The organism is Azospirillum sp. P4_B5 (assembly GCF_056402275.1).
The window spans coordinates 32,060-49,485 of the sequence record NZ_JBFUHT010000009.1; the positions used below are offsets into that span (position 1 = coordinate 32,060).

The following is a 17,426-nucleotide window of genomic DNA, read 5'->3' on the forward strand; positions in this document are numbered from 1 at the left end:
ATCCTGGCTTGTGAGGGGGCGCCCGTGGAAGACCTGAGCCGGTTCAAGCAAACCTATTTCGACGAAAGCGCGGAGCTGCTGGAGGTCGCCGAGGCCGGCCTGCTGCGGCTGACCCCGGGCGAGGTCGATTCCGACGAGGTCAACGCCATCTTCCGCGCCGTCCATTCCATCAAGGGCGGCGGCGGCGCCTTCGGCTTCACCGAACTGGTAGCCTTCGCGCACGAGTTCGAGACGGTGATGGACGGGGTGCGCAACAACACCGTCCCAGTCACGACCGAGCTGGTGGACACGCTGATCCGCGCCAACGACCTGCTGGGCCAGATGCTGGCCTACGCGCGCGAGGGCGACCCCGCCCCGGCGGGGACCACCGACGGCACCGTGGCCGCCCTGCGCCGCCATCTGTCGGGCGGCAATCCGCAAGTCCAGGCTCCGGCGGCCGCTTCCGCCGCTGCGGCGCCAGCGCCGGTCTACGCCCCCACCTACGCCGACGACGAGGACGACGAGGCCGGGCTGTTCGGCGACGCCATGGCCGCCATCGCCGCCGCCCGCGCGGAGGAGGACCCGGTTCCCCCCGGCAAGCTGCGCTGGACCATCGTCTTCCGGCCGCGGTCCGACCTGCTGATGTCGGGCAACGAGCCGGCCTTCATGCTGCGCGCGCTGCGCCGGCTGGGCGACGCCACCGTCGAGTGCCACACCGACGCCCTGCCCAACCTCCAGAACCTGGAGGCGGAGCTTCTCCACCTCTCCTGGACGATCACGCTGATCGCCGATGCGGACGTCGATCTGGACAAGATCAACGACGTTTTCGAGTTCGTGGCCGACGACTGCGACATCCGCATCACCGCGGAGGCCCCGCCGCCCGCCGCCGCCGATCCGGTGCCCGTCGCCACGGCCGCCCCGCCGGCGGTGGTCGCCGCGGTCCCCGAGCCGCCTCCCAAAGCCCCTGGGGCCGACGCCCCGAAAGCAGAAACCGCCCGCCCGCGCCCCAACGGCGGCGGGGCGGAGCACGCCGGGCTGACCAGCCACACCATCCGCGTCGATCTCGACAAGATCGACCGGCTGGTCAACATGGTCGGCGAGATGGTCATCACCCAGGCGATGATCGCCGAGCATGTGCGCGAGCTGCCCCCCGGCGAGTTCCAGGAGCTTCTGGAAGGGCTGGAGCAGCTGGCCCAGCACACCCGCGAGCTGCGCGAGAGCGTGATGTCGATCCGCGCCCAGCCGGTGTCGAGCGTCTTCTCCCGCATGCCGCGGCTGGTCCGCGAATGCGCCGCCACGACAGCCAAGGAGGTCCAGCTCGTCACCAGCGGCGAGACGACCGAGGTGGACAAGACGGTGGTGGAGAACCTCGTCGATCCGCTGACCCACATGATCCGCAACTCCATCGACCACGGGCTGGAAGGGCCGGAGGAGCGGGAGCGCGTCGGCAAGCCGCGCGCCGGCACCGTGCATTTGTCGGCACAGCACCGCTCCGGCCGCATCGTCATCGAGATCACCGACGACGGGCGCGGCATCAACCGGCCCAAGGTGCTGTCCAAGGCCATCGAGAAGGGCCTCGTCCAGCCGGGCGCCACCCTGTCGGACGAGGAGATCGACAACCTGATCTTCCTGCCCGGCTTCTCCACCGCCGATCAGGTGTCCAACCTGTCGGGCCGCGGCGTCGGCATGGACGTGGTGCGGCGGAACATCACCTCGCTCGGCGGGCGCATCGGCGTCTACTCCACGCCGGGCGAGGGCTCGCGCTTCGTGCTGTCGCTGCCGCTGACCCTGGCGGTGCTCGACGGCATGGTGATCTCGGTCGGCGAGGAGCGCTTCGTCCTGCCGCTGACCAACATCGTGGAGAGCCTGCGCCCCAAGGCGGCGGACCTGCACGGGCTGGTCGGCAAGTGCGACGTGATGATGGCCCGCGGCGAGTATGTGCGGCTGGTCTACCTGCACCAGCTGTTCGGCATCCCCGGCGCCGTCGCCGACCCCACCCGCGCGCTGGTCGTGCTGGTGGAGACGGAGGACGGCTCCCGCCTCGGCCTCGTCGTGGACGAGGTGCTGGGCCAGCAGCAGGTCGTCATCAAGAGCCTGGAAGCGAACTTCCGCCGCCTCGACGGCGTGGCCGCCGCGACCATCCTGGGCGACGGGCGCGTCGCCCTGATCCTGGACGTCGCCGGCCTGCGCGAGATGAGCCGGCACATGGATTCCAGGGCGCCGCGTCCGCCGTCTCCGCCGGTGGCCGCGTTGCCCGCCCCCGCACTCGAACCGGTCTGAGGCCACAGCGATGAGCAGTTCCACCGCGCTCGCCACCGTCGGCGGTAACCGCACCGACGCCCGAAACGACGTCATGGCGGTCAACGCCGCCGAGGAGCAGTACGTCACCTTCACCGTCGGCAGCGAGGAATACGGCGTCAACATCCTGTCGGTCCGCGAGATCCGCGGCTGGACGCCGGAAAGCCGCCTGCCGAACCTGCCGGATTATGTGCGCGGGGTCATCAACCTGCGCGGCATCATCATCCCCATCTTCGACCTGCGCGCCCGCTTCGGCGGCGGCGCCACGTCGGTCACCAAGCGCCACGTCGTGGTGGTGATCCAGGTGGGCGAACGGACCCGCGGCATCCTGGTGGACGCCATCTCCGACATCCTGACGATCGGCCACGACGCCATCAAGCCGCCGCCCGATGTGGACGGCGGCATGGTCGACGCCGAGTATCTCAGCGGCCTCTACACCGCCGACGACCGCATGGTCACGCTGCTGAGCGTCGAGAAGCTGTTCTCCGTCGAGAACAGCGAGCTGGACTCGGCGACCAGGGCCCTGCCGGCGCTGGAGCGGGCGTCCTGAACAGCGCCCCACGGAGGTGCCCGCACAGGCGCCGACGGGGGTGCGTCATGTCGCGGCTTTTCACACGGGTTTGTTTCAAATAAGGGCTAACGCCGGTACGACACGGCGGGCAAGGGGGATGGCATGGCGAAAGGCGTCGGTTCGTTCGTTGGGTCGATGGGCATCTCGAAGCGGCTGTGGCTGGCCTTCGCGCTCCTGCTCGCCCTGCTGGCCGCCCAGGTCGCCGCCAGCCTGCTGAGCATCCGCAGCCTGAACGGCAGCGTCGATGCGGTGCTCACCAGCGGCGAACTCGCCACCTTCGCCAAGGACCTCTCGGCCCGCCTCGCCAACCAGCGCATCCACGGGCGCGACTATCTGGTCTCCGGCGATCCCGCCGCGCTCAACCGCCAGCGGGCGTTGCGCACTGAATTCGATCAGGCGCTGGCCGCCTACGGCGCGGCCATCCAGCGCTCCAGCCAGGCGGCGGCCTTCGCCGAGCTGGCGCGGCTGCACACCGAATACCACACCCAGTTCGAGGCGATCCGTGTCGTCCGCGACCGCTACGACGCGGCCATCCGCCAGACCATGGACCCGCTGGGCACCCAGATCACCGCGACGCTGGAGCGCATCGTCGAAGGCGCCCAGGCCACCGGCGACAAGGACGCCGCCCTGGTCGGGGAGGAGATGGAGAAGCACTGGGTGCTGAGCCGCCTCTTCGCCAACCGCGCGCTCGGCATGCGCGACGCCGCCGCCGCGGGGCCGATGGAAAAGAACCTGGACGGAATGCTGGAGCATGTGCGCGAGGCGCAGGCCCTGCTGACCGAACCCGGCGTGGCGGCGATGCTGCGCGAGGTGGCGGAGCGGGCGCCGGGCTACCGCACCGCCTTCCGCGACGCCGTCGCCGCCGACAAGGAGATCGACCGCCTGCGCGCCGAAGTCGTCGTCAAGGTCGTCACCGCCCTGAACGCGACGCTGGACTCGATCGCCACCGCCATCCACGCCGAGCAGAAGGGGATCGAGACCCGCGCCGAGACGGAGGTGGAGAACAGCGTCCTGCTGGCCCTGGTGCTGGGCGGCCTGTCGCTGCTGCTGGGCATCGGCGCCGCCCAGGTCATCGCCCGTTCGATCACCGGCCCGGTCCAGGGCATCCGCAAGGTGATGACCGACCTCAGCGACGGCCATCTGTCGGTGACCGTCCCCCACACCGACGGGCGCGACGAGCTGGGCGCGATGGCCCGCGCCGTCGCCGCCTTCAAGGATGACGCGGTGACCGCCGTGCGGGCGGGGATCGCCCTCGACCGCGTGTCGTCCTGCATCATGACGGTGGGCGAGGACGGGACCGTCACCGATTGCAACGCCGCCGCGCTCGCAATGTTCAAGGCCGCCGAGGGCGACCTGCGCAAGGCCCTGCCCGCCTTCGACGCCGCCGGGCTGATCGGACAGACCCTCGACGCGCTGGACACCGAGGCCCCGCGCCTGCGCAGCAGCCTGACCGGCCTCGCCAGCCCCTACAAGGGCATGGTCAAGGCGGGCCGCCGCAGCTTCGAGATCACCGCCAGCCCGGTCGCCGGGCGCCACGGCGAGAAGCTGGGCCTCGTCGTCGAATGGCGCGACCTGACCGCCGAGCTGTCCATCGAGGCGGAGATCGCCGGCATGGTGGACAGCGCCGTGCGCGGCGACTTCACCCAGCGGATCGCGCTGGACGGCAAGACCGGCTTCTTCCGGCTGGTCAGCGAGGGCATGAACCGGCTGGCCGCCAACGTCTCCGGCGTGACCGAGGATCTGGCCGCCATGCTGGAATCGCTGTCGCAGGGCGACCTGTCGCGGCGCATCGACAAGCCGTACGAGGGCGTGTTCCTGCGCCTGAAGGACGATTTCAACGGCACGGCGGAAAAGCTGTCGGAGATCGTCCGCCGCATCAACGGCGCCGCCGAATCCATCGCCGCGGCCAGCCGCGAGATCGCCGACGGCAGCCTCGACCTGTCCGAGCGCACCGAGCAGCAGGCCTCCTCGCTGGAGGAGACGGCGGCGAGCATGGAGGAGCTGGCGGCCACCGTCCGCTCCAACGCCGACAACGCCCAACAGGTCAACGCTTTCGCCAACGACGCCCGGCGCGCCGCCGAGAAGGGCGGTCAGGTCGCCGCCAGCGCCGTCGAGGCGATGCGCGGGATCGAGCGCTCGTCGCAGAAGATTTCCGACATCATCGGGGTGATCGACGAGATCGCCTTCCAGACCAACCTGCTGGCGCTGAACGCGGCGGTGGAGGCGGCGCGGGCCGGCGACGCCGGGCGCGGCTTCGCCGTGGTGGCGCAGGAGGTGCGCAACCTCGCCCAGCGCTCCGCCCAGGCGTCCAAGGAGATCAAGACGCTGATTCTGGACAGCGGGGCGCAGGTCAAGGACGGGGTGGAGCTGGTCCGCTCCGCCGGCTCCTCGCTGACCGACATCGTGGCGGGCATCGCGCGGGTCGCCGACCTCGTGTCGGAGATCGCCCGCGCCACCGCCGAGCAGGCGTCCGGCCTGGACGAGGTCAACACCGCCGTCGCCCAGATGGACGAGATGACCCAGAAGAACGCCGCGCTGGTGGAGGAAAGCACCGCCGCCGCCCGCTCGCTGGAGGAGCAGGCCGGGCAGCTCCGCCAGCAGATGGCCTTCTTCTCGCTGGACGCCGGCCGGGCCCGGGGCACGTCCGAGCTGGCCCGCCACATCCAGTTGATCGAGAACACCAAGATCGACCATATGACCTTCCGCGACACCGTGCTGAAGACCGTCCAGGGCCACGGGGAGGCCACCGCGGACCGGCTGGCCGACCATCACGGCTGCCGCCTGGGCAAGTGGTACGACACGGTGACCGACGCCGCCGTGCGCTCCTGCCCGTCCTTCGACCGCATCGCCGAGCCGCACGCCCGCTTCCACGAGGCCGGCAAGCGCGCCCTGCGCGCCCATGAGCAGGGAGACGCCGCCGCCGAGGCGCAGGCCCTGGCCGATCTCGACCGGCTGTCGGGCATCGTGCTCGGCCTGCTGGACAAACTCGCCGGCGAAGCGCGGGCCCAGGCCCGCGGGCGGGCGGCATGACCGCGGCCCCCAGCCCTTCCCCAGATGCGGCCTTAGAGGCGGCTGACCGCGGCGCCGTCCCCGCGGCGACCTCCGGCCGGCGGGAGTTCCCGTTCGAGCGGCGGCACTTCGACTTCATTGCCCGGATGCTCTACCAGCTCGCCGGGATCGCGCTGGCTCCGCACAAGATCGAGATGGTCTATTCCCGTCTCGCCCGGCGGCTGCGCGACCTGCGCCTGGGCGACTTCGACAGCTACTGCGCCCTGCTGGAGAGCGAGGAGGGGGCGAACGAGGTCGGCTTCCTGGTCAACGCCCTGACCACCAACCTGACCAGCTTCTTCCGCGAATCGCATCATTTCGACTTCCTGGCGAAGACCGCGGTGCCGGAGATGCGCGCCCGCCACGCCGGGGAGTCCTCCCACCCGCGGCTGCGCATCTGGTCCGCCGGCTGCTCCTCCGGGCAGGAGCCCTACAGCATCGCCATGGTCCTGGCCTCCAGCTTCGGGCCGGAGCTGCGGCGCTGGGACGCCCGCATCCTGGCGACCGACATCGACACCCACATGGTCGACACCGCCCGGCGCGGCGTCTATCCCGCCGATCTGGCGAACAGCATCCCGGCCCCCCTGCGCGACCGCTTCACCCGGCGCCAGCGCGAGGCCGGCGAGCCGATGGTGGCGATGGAGGAGGAGCTGAAGCGGCTGATCACCTTCAAGCCGCTGAACCTGCTGGAGCACTGGCCCATGAAGGGGCCGTTCGACGCGATCTTCTGCCGCAACGTGCTGATCTATTTCGACCGGGTCGGGCGGACCCAGGTCATCGGCAACTTCGCCCGCATGCTGGAACCCGGCGGCTACCTGTTCCTCGGCCATTCGGAAAGCCTGTACGGCGTGTCGGACCGCTTCCGCCAGACCGGCCCCACCATCTACCGGAGGCTGTGACGCATGACCGCATTCGCAAGCCGCCGCGCGGCGGAGGCCCGGCAGACCGGCGGCTACTTCCACCCGCAGTTCCGCGCCCACACGATGAAGGTCTTTCTCGGCCATCATCTGGTCAGCAACCGCTCGGACGTGATGATGGTGACGACGCTGGGCTCCTGCGTGGCCGCCTGCGTCCACGACCCGGCGACGGCGATCGGCGGCATGAACCATTTCCTGCTGCCCGAGGTGCCGGAGTCCGAGGACGCCGGCACCGGGGCGGCGGCGCGCTACGGCTCGGTCGCCATGGAACGGCTGATCAACGACCTGCTGGCACGCGGCGCCCAGCGCGGGCGGCTGGAGGTCAAGCTGTTCGGCGGCGCCCGCGTCATCGATTCCAGCTTCGACGTCGGCCAGCGCAACGCCGCCTTCGCGCTCGACTACGTGCGGCGGGAGGGGCTGAAGCTGATGGGCCAGGATCTCGGCGGCGCCTCGGCCCGGCGCATCCACTATTTTCCCCACACCGGCAAGGCCATGCGCAAGATGCTGCGGCCGGAAGCCCTGTCGGAGACGGCGAACCAGGAACTGCATTTCCGCTCCAGCCTGCGGCACCAGCCGATCGAGGGCGACGTGGAACTGTTCGGGGAGGACTGAGCCATGACACGCTCCATCCGCGTCGTGATCGTGGACGACAGCAGCCTGATGCGGGAGATGCTGAAGGCCGTCATCTCGGACGAGCCCGGCATCGAGGTGGTCGGCGTCGCCCGCGACCCCTACGAGGCGCGGGACGTCATCAAGCGGACCAACCCGGACGTTGTCACGCTGGACGTCGAGATGCCGCGGATGGACGGGCTGTCCTTCCTGGAGAAGATCATGACGCTGCGCCCGACGCCGGTCGTCATGGTCTCCTCCCTGACCCAGGAGGGATCGGAGGCGACGATCCGCGCGCTGGAGATCGGCGCGGTGGACTGCGTGGCCAAGCCCGACGGCTCGGAGGGCCACGGCTTCGAGGCGATGGCCCACGAGCTGGTCGGCAAGATCCGCATCGCCGCCACCGCCCGCCTGTCGATGCGGCGGCCCAAGCCCGCGGCCTCGCCCCTCCAGACGCCGCGCCGCGCCGGGTCGGGCACCCGCTTCATCGCCATCGGCGCCTCGACCGGCGGGGTGGAGCGCATCCGCGACGTGCTGGCGGTCATGCCCGCCGACTGCCCGCCCATCGTCATCACCCAGCATATGGGACCGAGCTACGTCCCCAGCTTCGCCGCCCGGCTCGACCGCATCTCGCCGCCGTCGGTGGAGGTCGCCACCCAGGGCGCCCGGCTGGTCCAGGGCAAGGTCTACATCGCCCCCGGCGACCGGCATCTGGTGATCATCCGCGACGCCCAGGGCTATTCCTGCCACATCCAGGACGGCCCGGCGGTCAGCGGCCACCGCCCGTCGGTGGATGTGCTGTTCTCCTCCGTCGCCAAGGCGGCGGGGGCGAACGCGGTGGGGGTGATCCTGTCCGGCATGGGCCGCGACGGGGCGTCGGGCATGCTGGCGATGCGCGACGCGGGGGCCTATACCATCGGCGAACAGGAATCGAGCTGCGTCGTCTACGGCATGCCGCGCGCCGCCCGGGACGCCGGGGCGGTCGCCGTCGAACTGCCGCTGGCGCAGATACCGGCCGAGATGCTGCGCGCGTTCGACGCCATCGGCGAACACCGCACGCGCGCGAACTGAGGAGCAGCACCATGTCTTTCTACGGCCGCGCGCCCCGCCTGGAAGCCGGACCGGAACCGGAGAAGCCGGACCTTCCCGACGATGGCGCTCCCGTGCATAGCCTGCCCGAGATCGGCGAGAAGATCGCGGTCACCGGCGAGCTTCTGGCGACCTGGATGGGCTACGCCGACATCCAGCGCCGCACGCTGGAGGCGGTGCAGAACGAGCTGACGCGCACCTCCTCGACGGTCGAGGACGCCACGCTGGACCTCTCCTCCCGCTTCCGCGAGCTGGCCGAGAAGGCCATGCAGCAGTCGGAGCGGGTGGAGGAGATCGTCGGCATGGCCGGCTCCGTCTCCATCGACGGGGAGCGGGTGCCGATGGACCAGCTGGTCACCGGCATGCAGCAGATGATCGCGGACATGATCTCCAACATCGTCATTCTGTCCCGCCACGCCATGAGCATGGTCTATCTGCTGGACGACGTGCAGAAGGACGTGGCGGAGCTGGAGAAGTCGATCGGCGACATCGACGCCATCAACCGCCAGACCAACTTCCTGGCGTTGAACGCCACCATCGAGGCGAGCCGCGCCGGCGAGGCCGGGCGGACCTTCGCGGTGGTCGCGCAGGAGGTGCGCCACCTCTCCCGCTCCACCGGGGCGCTGGCCGACCGCATGCGCTCCAAGGTCACCGCGGTGGTCAAGGGCGTGCGCAACGGCCACGACATCCTGCGCCAGATCGCCGACACCGACATGTCCCCCCAGATGCTCGCCAAGGAGCGGGTGGACAAGACCATGGACAGCTTGGTCGACCAGACCAACCACTTCCAGGCGGTGCTGGAGACGGCGGCGACCGTGTCGTCGGACATGTCCGCCACCATCAGCCGCATGGTCACCGGGATGCAGTTCCAGGACCTGACCAAGCAGCGGCTGGAGGCCATCAACGACAGCCTCGCCATCATGGCGGAAGGGCTGAACGAGCTGGAAAACCGCACCCGCGTCGAAATGCCCGCTTCCTTGGGGCCACAGGTTCCGCAGGAATGGCTCGACGAGCTGCTGGGCCGCTTCAAGCTGAGCGAGATGCGCCAGCGCTTCGTGCGCCGTCTGCTGCTGGAAGGGACGGCGCTGGACGAGCATGGCGTCCTTGACGTCGATGCCGGCCAGGACGACAGTTCCGGCGGCGACATCGAACTTTTCTGAAGCCGAGGGATTCTGTGGAATCCCCGGCCTGACTTGCCCCATTCTGGCGTGGTCCGCACAAGGCCACCCGCCCCAATGCCCCTTCAGGAACACCCTTCAGGAACACCGGACCGATGGACTACGGAATTGAGGACAAGGAGCAGGAGACTCTGGTTCGGTTGCGCGGTCGCCTGACCTTCAACGACCACGCCAAGCTGCGCGCCCTGATCCGGGAGATGCTGCAGAACAAGGCCAAGCGTCAGGTGCTCGACCTCTCCACGCTGGAGTTCGTCGATTCGGCGGGAATCGGCATGCTTCTGATCGCGCGGGAGGAGATGGCGAACGCGGACAAGCAGCTCGTCCTGCGCTCCGCCGCCGGGCAGGTCAAGCGCGTGCTGACGGTGGCCCAGCTCAACAAGATCGTCACGATCGAGGACTGATCCCCTTGGTCCCCTCCCCCACCCACGTCGCCGCCCTGCAAGGCCTGGGCGTGCCGACCGACCGGCTGGACCGGCTGTCGGCGGCGCTTCGGCTTCCGCACCGGCGGCCCGGCTCCCCGGCGGGGGAGGCGTTCGGCGCCTCCGTGCTGCTTCTGGTGGGCGATGCCGGCGCCGTGGAGGCGCCGGAGTTCTGGCAGCGGCCCTTCGGGGCCTGGATCGAGATCGCCGGCCTGTCCGACGCCCAGATCGTCGAGGCCGCGCACCGCGCCGCCCGCGCCGACCTGTTCGCCTGCGTGACGACGGTGACCGCCAACCGCCTGCATCTCGCCGGGCGCGTCCTGAACGGGCTGGCCGCCCTGCATCCCATGCCGGAGGCCCAGCGCGACGACATGGAGCTGGCGCTGCACGAAGCGATCAGCAACGCGGTGGTGCACGGCAACCTCCAGGTCGAAGGCATGAAGGGGCTGAGCGTGGAGGCGCTGGAGCGCTTCTCCCACGATCTGGCCGCGCGCATGGCCGATCCCACCTTCGCCGACCGCCGGATCGAGGTCGCCGCCTGGCTGGAGAGCGCTTGCGCGGTGGTTGAGGTTGCCGACGAGGGAACCGGCTTCGCCCGGCCGGAGCGCATCGACTACGGCGCCTCGGGCCGCGGGCTGGACCTGATCGCCGCCATCGTCGAGGAGCTTCAGCTTCTCGATGGCGGGCGCCGCATCCGCATGAGGTTCCCCCTCTGATGGACGACGCCATCGCCGCCTGCCGCATCCTGGTGGTGGATGACACCGACTTCAACCGCACACTGATCGGCGCGCTGCTCAGCGAAGCCGGCTTCCAGAACATCGTCTACGCCAAGGACGGCTTCGACGCGCTGGCCCAGATCGCCGCGGAGGCGCCCGACCTGCTGATCCTCGACATCATGATGCCGGGGATGGACGGGTTCGAGGTGTGCCGCCGCCTGCGCGCCGACCACGCCTACGCCGACCTGCCGGTGCTGGTGCAGACCGCCCTGTCGTCCAGCGACGACCGCAACCGCGCCTTCGCCGCCGGCACCACCGACCTGATCTCCAAGCCGCTGGACCGGACGGAGCTGGTCGCCCGCGTGCGCATCCACCTGCAGAACCGGGTGCTGATCCGCAACCTTCAGACCTACCGGGCACGGGTCGAGGGGGAGCTGGCGATGGCCCGCTCCATGTACGACCATCTGCTGCCTTCCCCGGCGCTGTGCGCCACGCTGACGGACAGCGCGGGGGTGACGCTGCGGTCGCACACGGCGCTGTCCTCCGACCTCGGCGGTGACCTCTGGGGGGTGCTGCCGCTGGCCGGCGGGCGGTTCGGGCTGTTCCTGCTGGACATGGCCGGGCGCGGCGTGTCAGCGGCGCTGAACGCCTTCCGCATGCACACGCTGATCCACGAGCTGGCCCCCCATCTCGGCGAGCGGCCCGGCGCCTTCCTGACCGAACTGAACGAGCGGGCCGTCTGCCTGCTGGAGCTTGGGCAGCACGCCACGGTGATCTATGGGGTGGTGGACGGCGCGGCGGAACGCTTCACCTACGCGGCGGCGGCGGCAGCCCCGCCGGTCTTGATACCGCCGAACCCCTCGCCGCTGGTCTTCGGCGAGGGGGACGGCCAGCCGGTGGGGATCGCCACCGGCGCGCACTACGAGGAGCGCAGCCTGCCCTTCCCGCCGAAGTCCGTGCTGGTCCTGCACTCCACCGCGGTGCTGGAGACGCTGGGCGGGCGCAACGGCGGCCTCGCCGCCCTGCTGCAGAGCGCCGCCGTCCGGAACGCCATGGCCGACGGCAGCGGCGGCGACGCCTTCACGGCGGTCACCGCGGCGCTCGCCGCCGCCCAGGGCGACGTGCCGCTCGATGACCACACGCTGGTCTGGATCGGGCACGGGGGTGCGCGATGAACAGCCTGCCGGAGGTTCCGGGGCTGGAAACGGCCCGCGTCCTGGTGGTGGACGACAACCGGGTGAACCGCCACCTGCTCCAGGCCCTGCTGGAACGCGGCGGCGTCACCCGCATCGACATGGCGGAGGACGGCAACGACGCGCTGGCCCGGCTGGACGCCTTTCGGCCCGACCTGATCCTGCTCGACCTGATGATGCCGAACCTGGACGGGTTCGAGATGTGCCGGCGCTTGCGCGCGATTCCCGCCTGGAAGGACCTGCCGGTTCTCGTGCAGTCCAGCCTGAACCGGGCGGAGGATCGCGCCAAGGCCTTCGCCGCCGGGGCCACCGATTACGTGACCAAGCCGATCAACGCGGTCGAGTTGCTGGCCCGCGTGCGCATCCATCTGCAGAACCGCGCCCTCCTGCACGATCTCCAGCGCTTCCACGAGCGGACGGAGAGCGAACTGTCGCTCGCCCGCAAGATGCAGGAACGGCTGATGCCGTCGCCGGAGCGGCTGGCCGAGGTGGAGGCCGCGGCGGGGGTGGGTATTGCCGCCCATTTCGCCCCCTCGTCGGAGCTGGGGGGCGATTTCTGGGACCTGCGGCACGACGCTATTGCGCCGGGACAGGGACAGGTGCAGGGACAGGGCCGGACCATGCTCTACATGGTCGATTTCTCCGGCCATGGCGTCGGGGCGGCGCTGAACACCTTCCGCCTGCACGCGATCTGCCAGCAGATGGACATGTCCGGCCTGACCCCGGCCGAGTTCCTGTCCACCGTCAACCGGCGGCTGTGCGCGCTGCTTCCCAACGGGCAGTTCGCCACCATGCTGGCCGGGGTGGTCGAGCCGGCGGAGAACCGCTTCGTCTACGCCTCGGCCGGGTCCACGCGCCCGATGGTCTGGGCGCCCGGCGATGCGGCGCCGCTGCTGGGCGACAGCGCCGGCCTGCCGCTCGGCCTGCTGGCCTCGGCGGAGTATGAGGAGCGCTCCCTCCCCCTGCCCCCCGGCGGGCGCCTGTTCCTCTATTCGGACGGCGCCATCGAGATCCCGGTCGGGAGCGACGTTCTGGACGAGCCGGGCCTCGCCGCCCTGGTCGCCGAGCGGATGGGCGAGACCGACGGCGGCCGTTTCCTGGACGGGTTGCTGGACCGCCTGCGCGCTGTCGGCCCGATCGACGACGACCTGACCGCTCTGCTGCTGACCCGCAAGGGCTGAGCGGGGCATGAAATCGACGGGCGCATGACCGCCAGCCCCCACCACGCCGCCCAATCTTTCCGGGCCGTTCTGGACACCAACATCCTCGTCGGCTACGCCCTGTTGGGCGCCGAGGTGCCCCGCCGCAGCCTGGCCATCCAGCGCAGCGTCGAGGCGGTGCGGGCGCAAGGAGCCGCCTTCGTCTCCGACGCCACGCTGGCGGAGCTGCGGGAGGTGCTGATGCGCCCGGACTTCGACCGCTACCGCCCGGCGGGGGAGCGCGCCGCCTTCCTGGCCGCCTTCGCCGCGGAGGCCCGGCGGGTTGAGCCCGCCCCGGTGGGGCGGCTGTGCCGCGACCCCGACGACGACATGTTCCTGGCGGTGGCGCTGGCCGCCGACGCCGACTGGCTGGTGACGGTGGACCGGCAGCTTCTGTCGGTGCGCCAAGTGGGCCGCACCCGCATCCTGCGCCCCGAACGGTTCCTGGACGCGATCGCCTGACTCCGCGTTTCACAGGTCCGCCCAAAAAGTTTCCACTCGACATCCGTTCTTCGTTCTCTAGAATGAAAAGAGAACACTTCGCAAACTAGCGGTGAACGGATCGCGGGTGACCGGATGAGCACGCAACCTCTCCTGTTCGACAGCCTGCCCGAGACGGAGCGGGCGCGCAAACCGGCGCGCCGGTCCCGCGCCACCACCGTGGCGGCGCCGGTGGCCGTGGACGTGGTGCGGGAAGACGTTCCGTCACCATCGGCGCCGCCGCCGATGACCCTAGCCCTCGTCCCGCCGCCGCCCGTCCCGATGGCGCCGCGCGCCGACTTCGACCCGGCGGCCCTGACCAACGCCGAGCTGCGGGCGCTGGCCCAGGCCCTGCCCGACCAGAAGCTGGCCCATCTGCTGATCGAAGCCGCGCGCGAGCTGAAGCGCCGCGCCGCTCCGGGGGCCTGGGAGGAGGAAGAGGGAGAGGACGGCCCGTCCGAACCGAATCCCCTGCTGCTGCGCGCCGCCCGGCAGGCGGTCGGCGAATTGTCGGGCGAGGACGGCTGACCAAGTCACGAACTCTGACCGATTCACAGAATACGTGTCCCGACACAAAATAATCCCGCGGCAATAGATCGTTTCGTACCCCAACTTTGTACGGTTGCCTCCCCCCGATTCGGGAATGATTGCGCGACAAGACACGCACTTATGTGCAATGATGTGTCCGTAGCCTGACCAATGGCCGCGCCTGCGTTTCCGTGGCGCCTCGCCGGCGGTCCGAGCCGAAAAGGAACGACCCGCGGGGAGGGTGATTTGGACTGGATGACCTGGCTCCAGGATTGGGGCGATGCCTTCTATCCCCTGGCCTTCATATGGGCCTTTTTCGAAGGCGAGACCTTCGTGATTTTCGGCGGGATGGGCGCGCATCTGGGGATCATCAACCTTTACTGGTTGGTTGCCGCTGTCTGGATCGGCAGCTTCATGGGCGACCAGTGCTATTTCTGGATCGGCCGCAAATGGGGCGGCAAGGCCCTGGCCCGCTTCCCGGCGGCGGAGGCCCGCGCGACGCGCGTGCTGTATTGGCTGGAAACCTACGGCGTCGGCTTCATCCTGGCCTTCCGCTTCCTCTACGGGGTGCGCAACATCGCCTCGGTCGCCGTCGGCACGTCCCGCATGCCCTGGCGAAAGTTCCTGTTCTGGAACTTCATCGCCGCCGGCATCTGGGCCTGGAGCTTCGCCGGGGCCGGCTACCTGTTCGGCGAAGCCGCCGCCGCCATCGGCGAGAACGGCCCGAAGATCCTCCTGCTCATCGCGCTGGGCATCGGCGTCACCATCTTCGCGGTGAAGAGCGTGATGTGGGTCCGCCGCCGCTACGCCGCCTCCGAGACGCAGGCGTAACGGCGCCCCTCCCCCGACACTAAGGCAAAGGGCCGCTGCGGACAACCGCGGCGGCCTTTCTCCTTTTCAAGGACGCCCTCACGCCCGGCGGGCGATCCACACGGCGGTCAGGTCGTCGCGCAGCGGCAGGCTGGTGCGGGCGTAGAAGCGCTCCAGAAGCGGCCCCAGCGGGCGGGCGCGGTTGGCGGCCATGGCCCCGCGCAGCAGACCGGGGACCCCGTCCTGGCCGATCGGCTCGTTGTCCGGACCGCTGCATTCGATCAGCGCGTCGCTGTAGAGGAACAGGCAGCTTCCACGCGGCAGGCGCAGGCTGCGGTCGGCATAGACGGCGCGGCGCGACGCCCCCAGCACCAGCCCCGCCGAGTCGAGCAGCCGAAGCTCCCCCGCGATCCCCACCACCGGATTCGGCGCCCCGGCCGAGGCGTAGGTCAACGTGTCGGTGTGCAAGTCGAGGATGCCGAAGAAAGCGGTGGCGAACTGCCCGACCGGCAGCACCTCCTTCAGCGCCCGGTTCAGCCCGGCCAGCCATTCCGAGGGCGGCACATGCTGCATGGGAAAGCGGTCGATCAGCGTGTGCAGACGGAAGGTGTTGATGGCGGCGGTGATGCCGTGCCCGGCGAAATCGACCAGCAGGAAGGCGACGCGGTGGCTGTCCAGCGGGTAGACGTTCCAGAAATCGCCGCCCAGCTCCGACGAGGTTTCGAAATGGGCGTCCAGCACCAGCTCATACCGCTCGGCGACGGCCTCCAGCTCCTTCGGCTCGGGCAGCAGGGAGAGCTGCATCGCCTTGGCGTGCTTCAGCTCCCGCTCGACCCGCTCGCGGAAGTTGGCGAGGTCGGTGAACAGCTTGCGCTTTTCGAGCTGGTGGCGGACGCGGGCGACGCACTCGCCGGGCTTGATCGGCTTGGAGATGAAGTCGCTGCCCCCGGCCTCGAAGCAGCGAACCTGCTCCTCGTCGCTGTCCAGCGCCGTCTGGAACAGGATCGGCAGCTCCTCGTGGGTCAGCCGCTCGCGCAGGCGCCGGCACATCTCCAGCCCGTCCATCACCGGCATGCTGACGTCGAGCAGCACCAGATCGGGGCGGAAGCTCTCCACCTTGCGCAGCCCCTCCACGCCGTTCTCGGCGACCTCGATCTGGGTCAGCCCGGCGCGGCGGATCATCAGGGCCAGCGACTTCCTGTTGAACTCGTTGTCGTCGACGATCAGGACACGGCTGGCGGCGAGGGAAATGGGCATGCGCGGACCCGCCCGTCCGTCACAGGTCGAATTGCAGCAGGGTGCAGCGCCCGCCGTCGGTCACGTGGATGCGCCGGGCCAGCGCCCGCATGAAGACGAAGCCGCGGCCCGAATGGGCACCGCTGTCGGTGTTCTGCGGCAGAGCCGCGGCGTCGAACCCGCTGCCCTGGTCGACCACCGCGATGGACAGGCTGTCGGCGGTCCAGCGCGCGAAGATGTCGATCCGCCGCTGCCGCACGGCGCCGTCGCCCAGCCGTTCGCGCAGCAGCCGGCTGAACAGGCGGTAGCCCTCCGGCTGCTCCTTGGTCGCGCTGGGAATGCCCAGATTGCCGTGGACGATGGCGTTGGCGATGGCCTCGTGCAGGCACAGCTCGACGTTGCCGCGCCGCTCCGGCGTCAGCACGCCGCGCCGGGTCAGTTCGTCGCAGACCAGAACCGCGCATTGCAGGCCATAGGCCGTGCCGGTGGTCAGCGACAGGTAGAACCCCCGCTCCACCGGCGGGGCGCCCAGCCAGTCGGCCTCGATGGCGCCGGTCCCCTCCTCCCGCTCCGTCAGCTCCACCGTCAGGAAGCGGTTGAGCCCGAAGGCGCCGCGCAGGATGTCGCGGTCGGCCTGGGCCAGCAGCACCGCGGCCGCGGCCCGGCCATCCACCGCGTCTGCGGCGCCCCCCGCGGCCTCGCCCAGGCCGAAGCGCGCCGCGACCCGCGCGGCGATGTCCGCCGGCACGCGGTCCCGCACCACGCTGAAAGGTCGCACGGCGCCAGCCGGACCGGGGGGAAGACAGGCGGAGGAACCGTCCATCGTCCGCTCACCGCTCGATGGCGACGACTTCGCCGATCCGCGCGAGGTCGATGGATCGCAGCACATCGCCCTGCAGCTTGCGGAGGATCAGCTTGATGTTGCGCTGCTCCGACTCGTCCTGAAGGATCAGCAGCATGCCGATCCCCGCGGAATCGATGAAGGTCAGCCCGTCCATGTCCAGGATGAAGCGGCGCGTGCCCTCGCCGTCGAGCAGCTCCACGATGTCGGGAAGGCTGTCATGGTCGGTGAACTCCAACCGGCCGCTCAACAGCACCTCGATGGTTTCAGAGGACCGGCGCACCTGGAAATTCATGACATCCTCTTGTGTTGCAC

At 70.1% G+C, this 17,426-nt stretch carries 17 protein-coding genes; 14 read left to right on the plus strand and 3 right to left on the minus strand.

Annotated elements, in window-relative coordinates; all coding sequences use genetic code 11:
• Window positions 1-24: 24 nt before the first annotated feature.
• The 14 genes from AC1DVI_RS09465 to AC1DVI_RS09530 all read left to right on the plus strand — a co-directional run bounded on the left by AC1DVI_RS09465 (window position 25) and on the right by AC1DVI_RS09530 (window position 15,055).
• The gene (locus AC1DVI_RS09465) at window positions 25-2,259 is read left to right on the plus strand and encodes a chemotaxis protein CheA (protein WP_476957748.1); all 2,235 of its coding nucleotides are present in this window, start codon (window positions 25-27) and stop codon (window positions 2,257-2,259) included.
• A 10-nt stretch (window positions 2,260-2,269) separates the two neighbouring features.
• Complete coding sequence (locus tag AC1DVI_RS09470; protein WP_476957749.1) at window positions 2,270-2,827, plus strand: chemotaxis protein CheW; 558 nt, start codon at window positions 2,270-2,272, stop codon at window positions 2,825-2,827.
• 123 nt (window positions 2,828-2,950) lie between these two features.
• Window positions 2,951-5,878: a methyl-accepting chemotaxis protein gene (locus tag AC1DVI_RS09475; protein WP_476957750.1), complete on the plus strand. Its 2,928-nt coding sequence runs from the start codon at window positions 2,951-2,953 to the stop codon at window positions 5,876-5,878.
• A complete protein-coding gene (locus AC1DVI_RS09480) occupies window positions 5,875-6,795 on the plus strand; it encodes a CheR family methyltransferase (RefSeq protein ID WP_476957751.1) in 921 nt (306 codons plus the stop codon). Before AC1DVI_RS09475 ends, AC1DVI_RS09480 begins: the two co-directional genes overlap by 4 nt.
• Window positions 6,796-6,798: 3 nt before the next feature.
• A complete protein-coding gene (locus tag AC1DVI_RS09485) occupies window positions 6,799-7,425 on the plus strand; it encodes a chemotaxis protein (RefSeq protein ID WP_476957752.1) in 627 nt (208 codons plus the stop codon).
• Window positions 7,426-7,428: 3 nt separating this feature from the next.
• Window positions 7,429-8,493, plus strand: coding sequence for a protein-glutamate methylesterase/protein-glutamine glutaminase (locus AC1DVI_RS09490; protein ID WP_476957753.1), 1,065 nt, complete (start codon window positions 7,429-7,431; stop codon window positions 8,491-8,493).
• Between the two features lie 11 nt (window positions 8,494-8,504).
• Complete coding sequence (locus AC1DVI_RS09495) at window positions 8,505-9,671, plus strand: methyl-accepting chemotaxis protein (RefSeq protein ID WP_149164379.1); 1,167 nt, start codon at window positions 8,505-8,507, stop codon at window positions 9,669-9,671.
• Between the two features lie 113 nt (window positions 9,672-9,784).
• Entirely contained in the window at window positions 9,785-10,090 is a 306-nt protein-coding gene (locus AC1DVI_RS09500; RefSeq protein ID WP_014241675.1) for an STAS domain-containing protein, read from the plus strand.
• Window positions 10,091-10,095: 5 nt separating this feature from the next.
• Window positions 10,096-10,824: an ATP-binding protein gene (locus AC1DVI_RS09505; RefSeq protein ID WP_476957754.1), complete on the plus strand. Its 729-nt coding sequence runs from the start codon at window positions 10,096-10,098 to the stop codon at window positions 10,822-10,824.
• Complete coding sequence (locus tag AC1DVI_RS09510) at window positions 10,824-11,999, plus strand: response regulator (RefSeq protein ID WP_476957755.1); 1,176 nt, start codon at window positions 10,824-10,826, stop codon at window positions 11,997-11,999. Before AC1DVI_RS09505 ends, AC1DVI_RS09510 begins: the two co-directional genes overlap by 1 nt.
• Window positions 11,996-13,198: a PP2C family protein-serine/threonine phosphatase gene (locus AC1DVI_RS09515; protein ID WP_476957756.1), complete on the plus strand. Its 1,203-nt coding sequence runs from the start codon at window positions 11,996-11,998 to the stop codon at window positions 13,196-13,198. The genes AC1DVI_RS09510 and AC1DVI_RS09515 overlap by 4 nt, the downstream gene beginning before the upstream one ends.
• 24 nt (window positions 13,199-13,222) lie before the next feature.
• Window positions 13,223-13,678 carry a putative toxin-antitoxin system toxin component, PIN family gene (locus tag AC1DVI_RS09520; protein WP_476957757.1) on the plus strand — a complete coding sequence of 152 codons (456 nt, stop codon included), beginning with the start codon at window positions 13,223-13,225 and terminating at the stop codon, window positions 13,676-13,678.
• Between the two features lie 114 nt (window positions 13,679-13,792).
• Window positions 13,793-14,224, plus strand: a complete 432-nt coding sequence (locus AC1DVI_RS09525; RefSeq protein WP_476957758.1) for a hypothetical protein — start codon at window positions 13,793-13,795, stop codon at window positions 14,222-14,224.
• Between the two features lie 255 nt (window positions 14,225-14,479).
• Window positions 14,480-15,055 (plus strand): DedA family protein, encoded by a 576-nt coding sequence (locus tag AC1DVI_RS09530; RefSeq protein ID WP_237904919.1) that lies wholly within the window; start codon window positions 14,480-14,482, stop codon window positions 15,053-15,055.
• 78 nt (window positions 15,056-15,133) lie between these two features.
• Here the strand turns inward: AC1DVI_RS09530 and AC1DVI_RS09535 are convergent, their stop codons facing one another.
• The 3 genes from AC1DVI_RS09535 to AC1DVI_RS09545 are packed head-to-tail and all read right to left on the minus strand — an operon-like array spanning window position 15,134 to window position 17,406.
• Window positions 15,134-16,291 (minus strand): PP2C family protein-serine/threonine phosphatase, encoded by a 1,158-nt coding sequence (locus tag AC1DVI_RS09535; RefSeq protein ID WP_476957759.1) that lies wholly within the window; start codon window positions 16,289-16,291, stop codon window positions 15,134-15,136.
• A 19-nt stretch (window positions 16,292-16,310) separates the two neighbouring features.
• Window positions 16,311-17,093, minus strand: a complete 783-nt coding sequence (locus AC1DVI_RS09540) for an ATP-binding protein (RefSeq protein ID WP_476957760.1) — start codon at window positions 17,091-17,093, stop codon at window positions 16,311-16,313.
• 7 nt (window positions 17,094-17,100) lie between these two features.
• Window positions 17,101-17,406 (minus strand): STAS domain-containing protein, encoded by a 306-nt coding sequence (locus AC1DVI_RS09545; RefSeq protein ID WP_149164388.1) that lies wholly within the window; start codon window positions 17,404-17,406, stop codon window positions 17,101-17,103.
• Window positions 17,407-17,426: the final 20 nt, after the last annotated feature.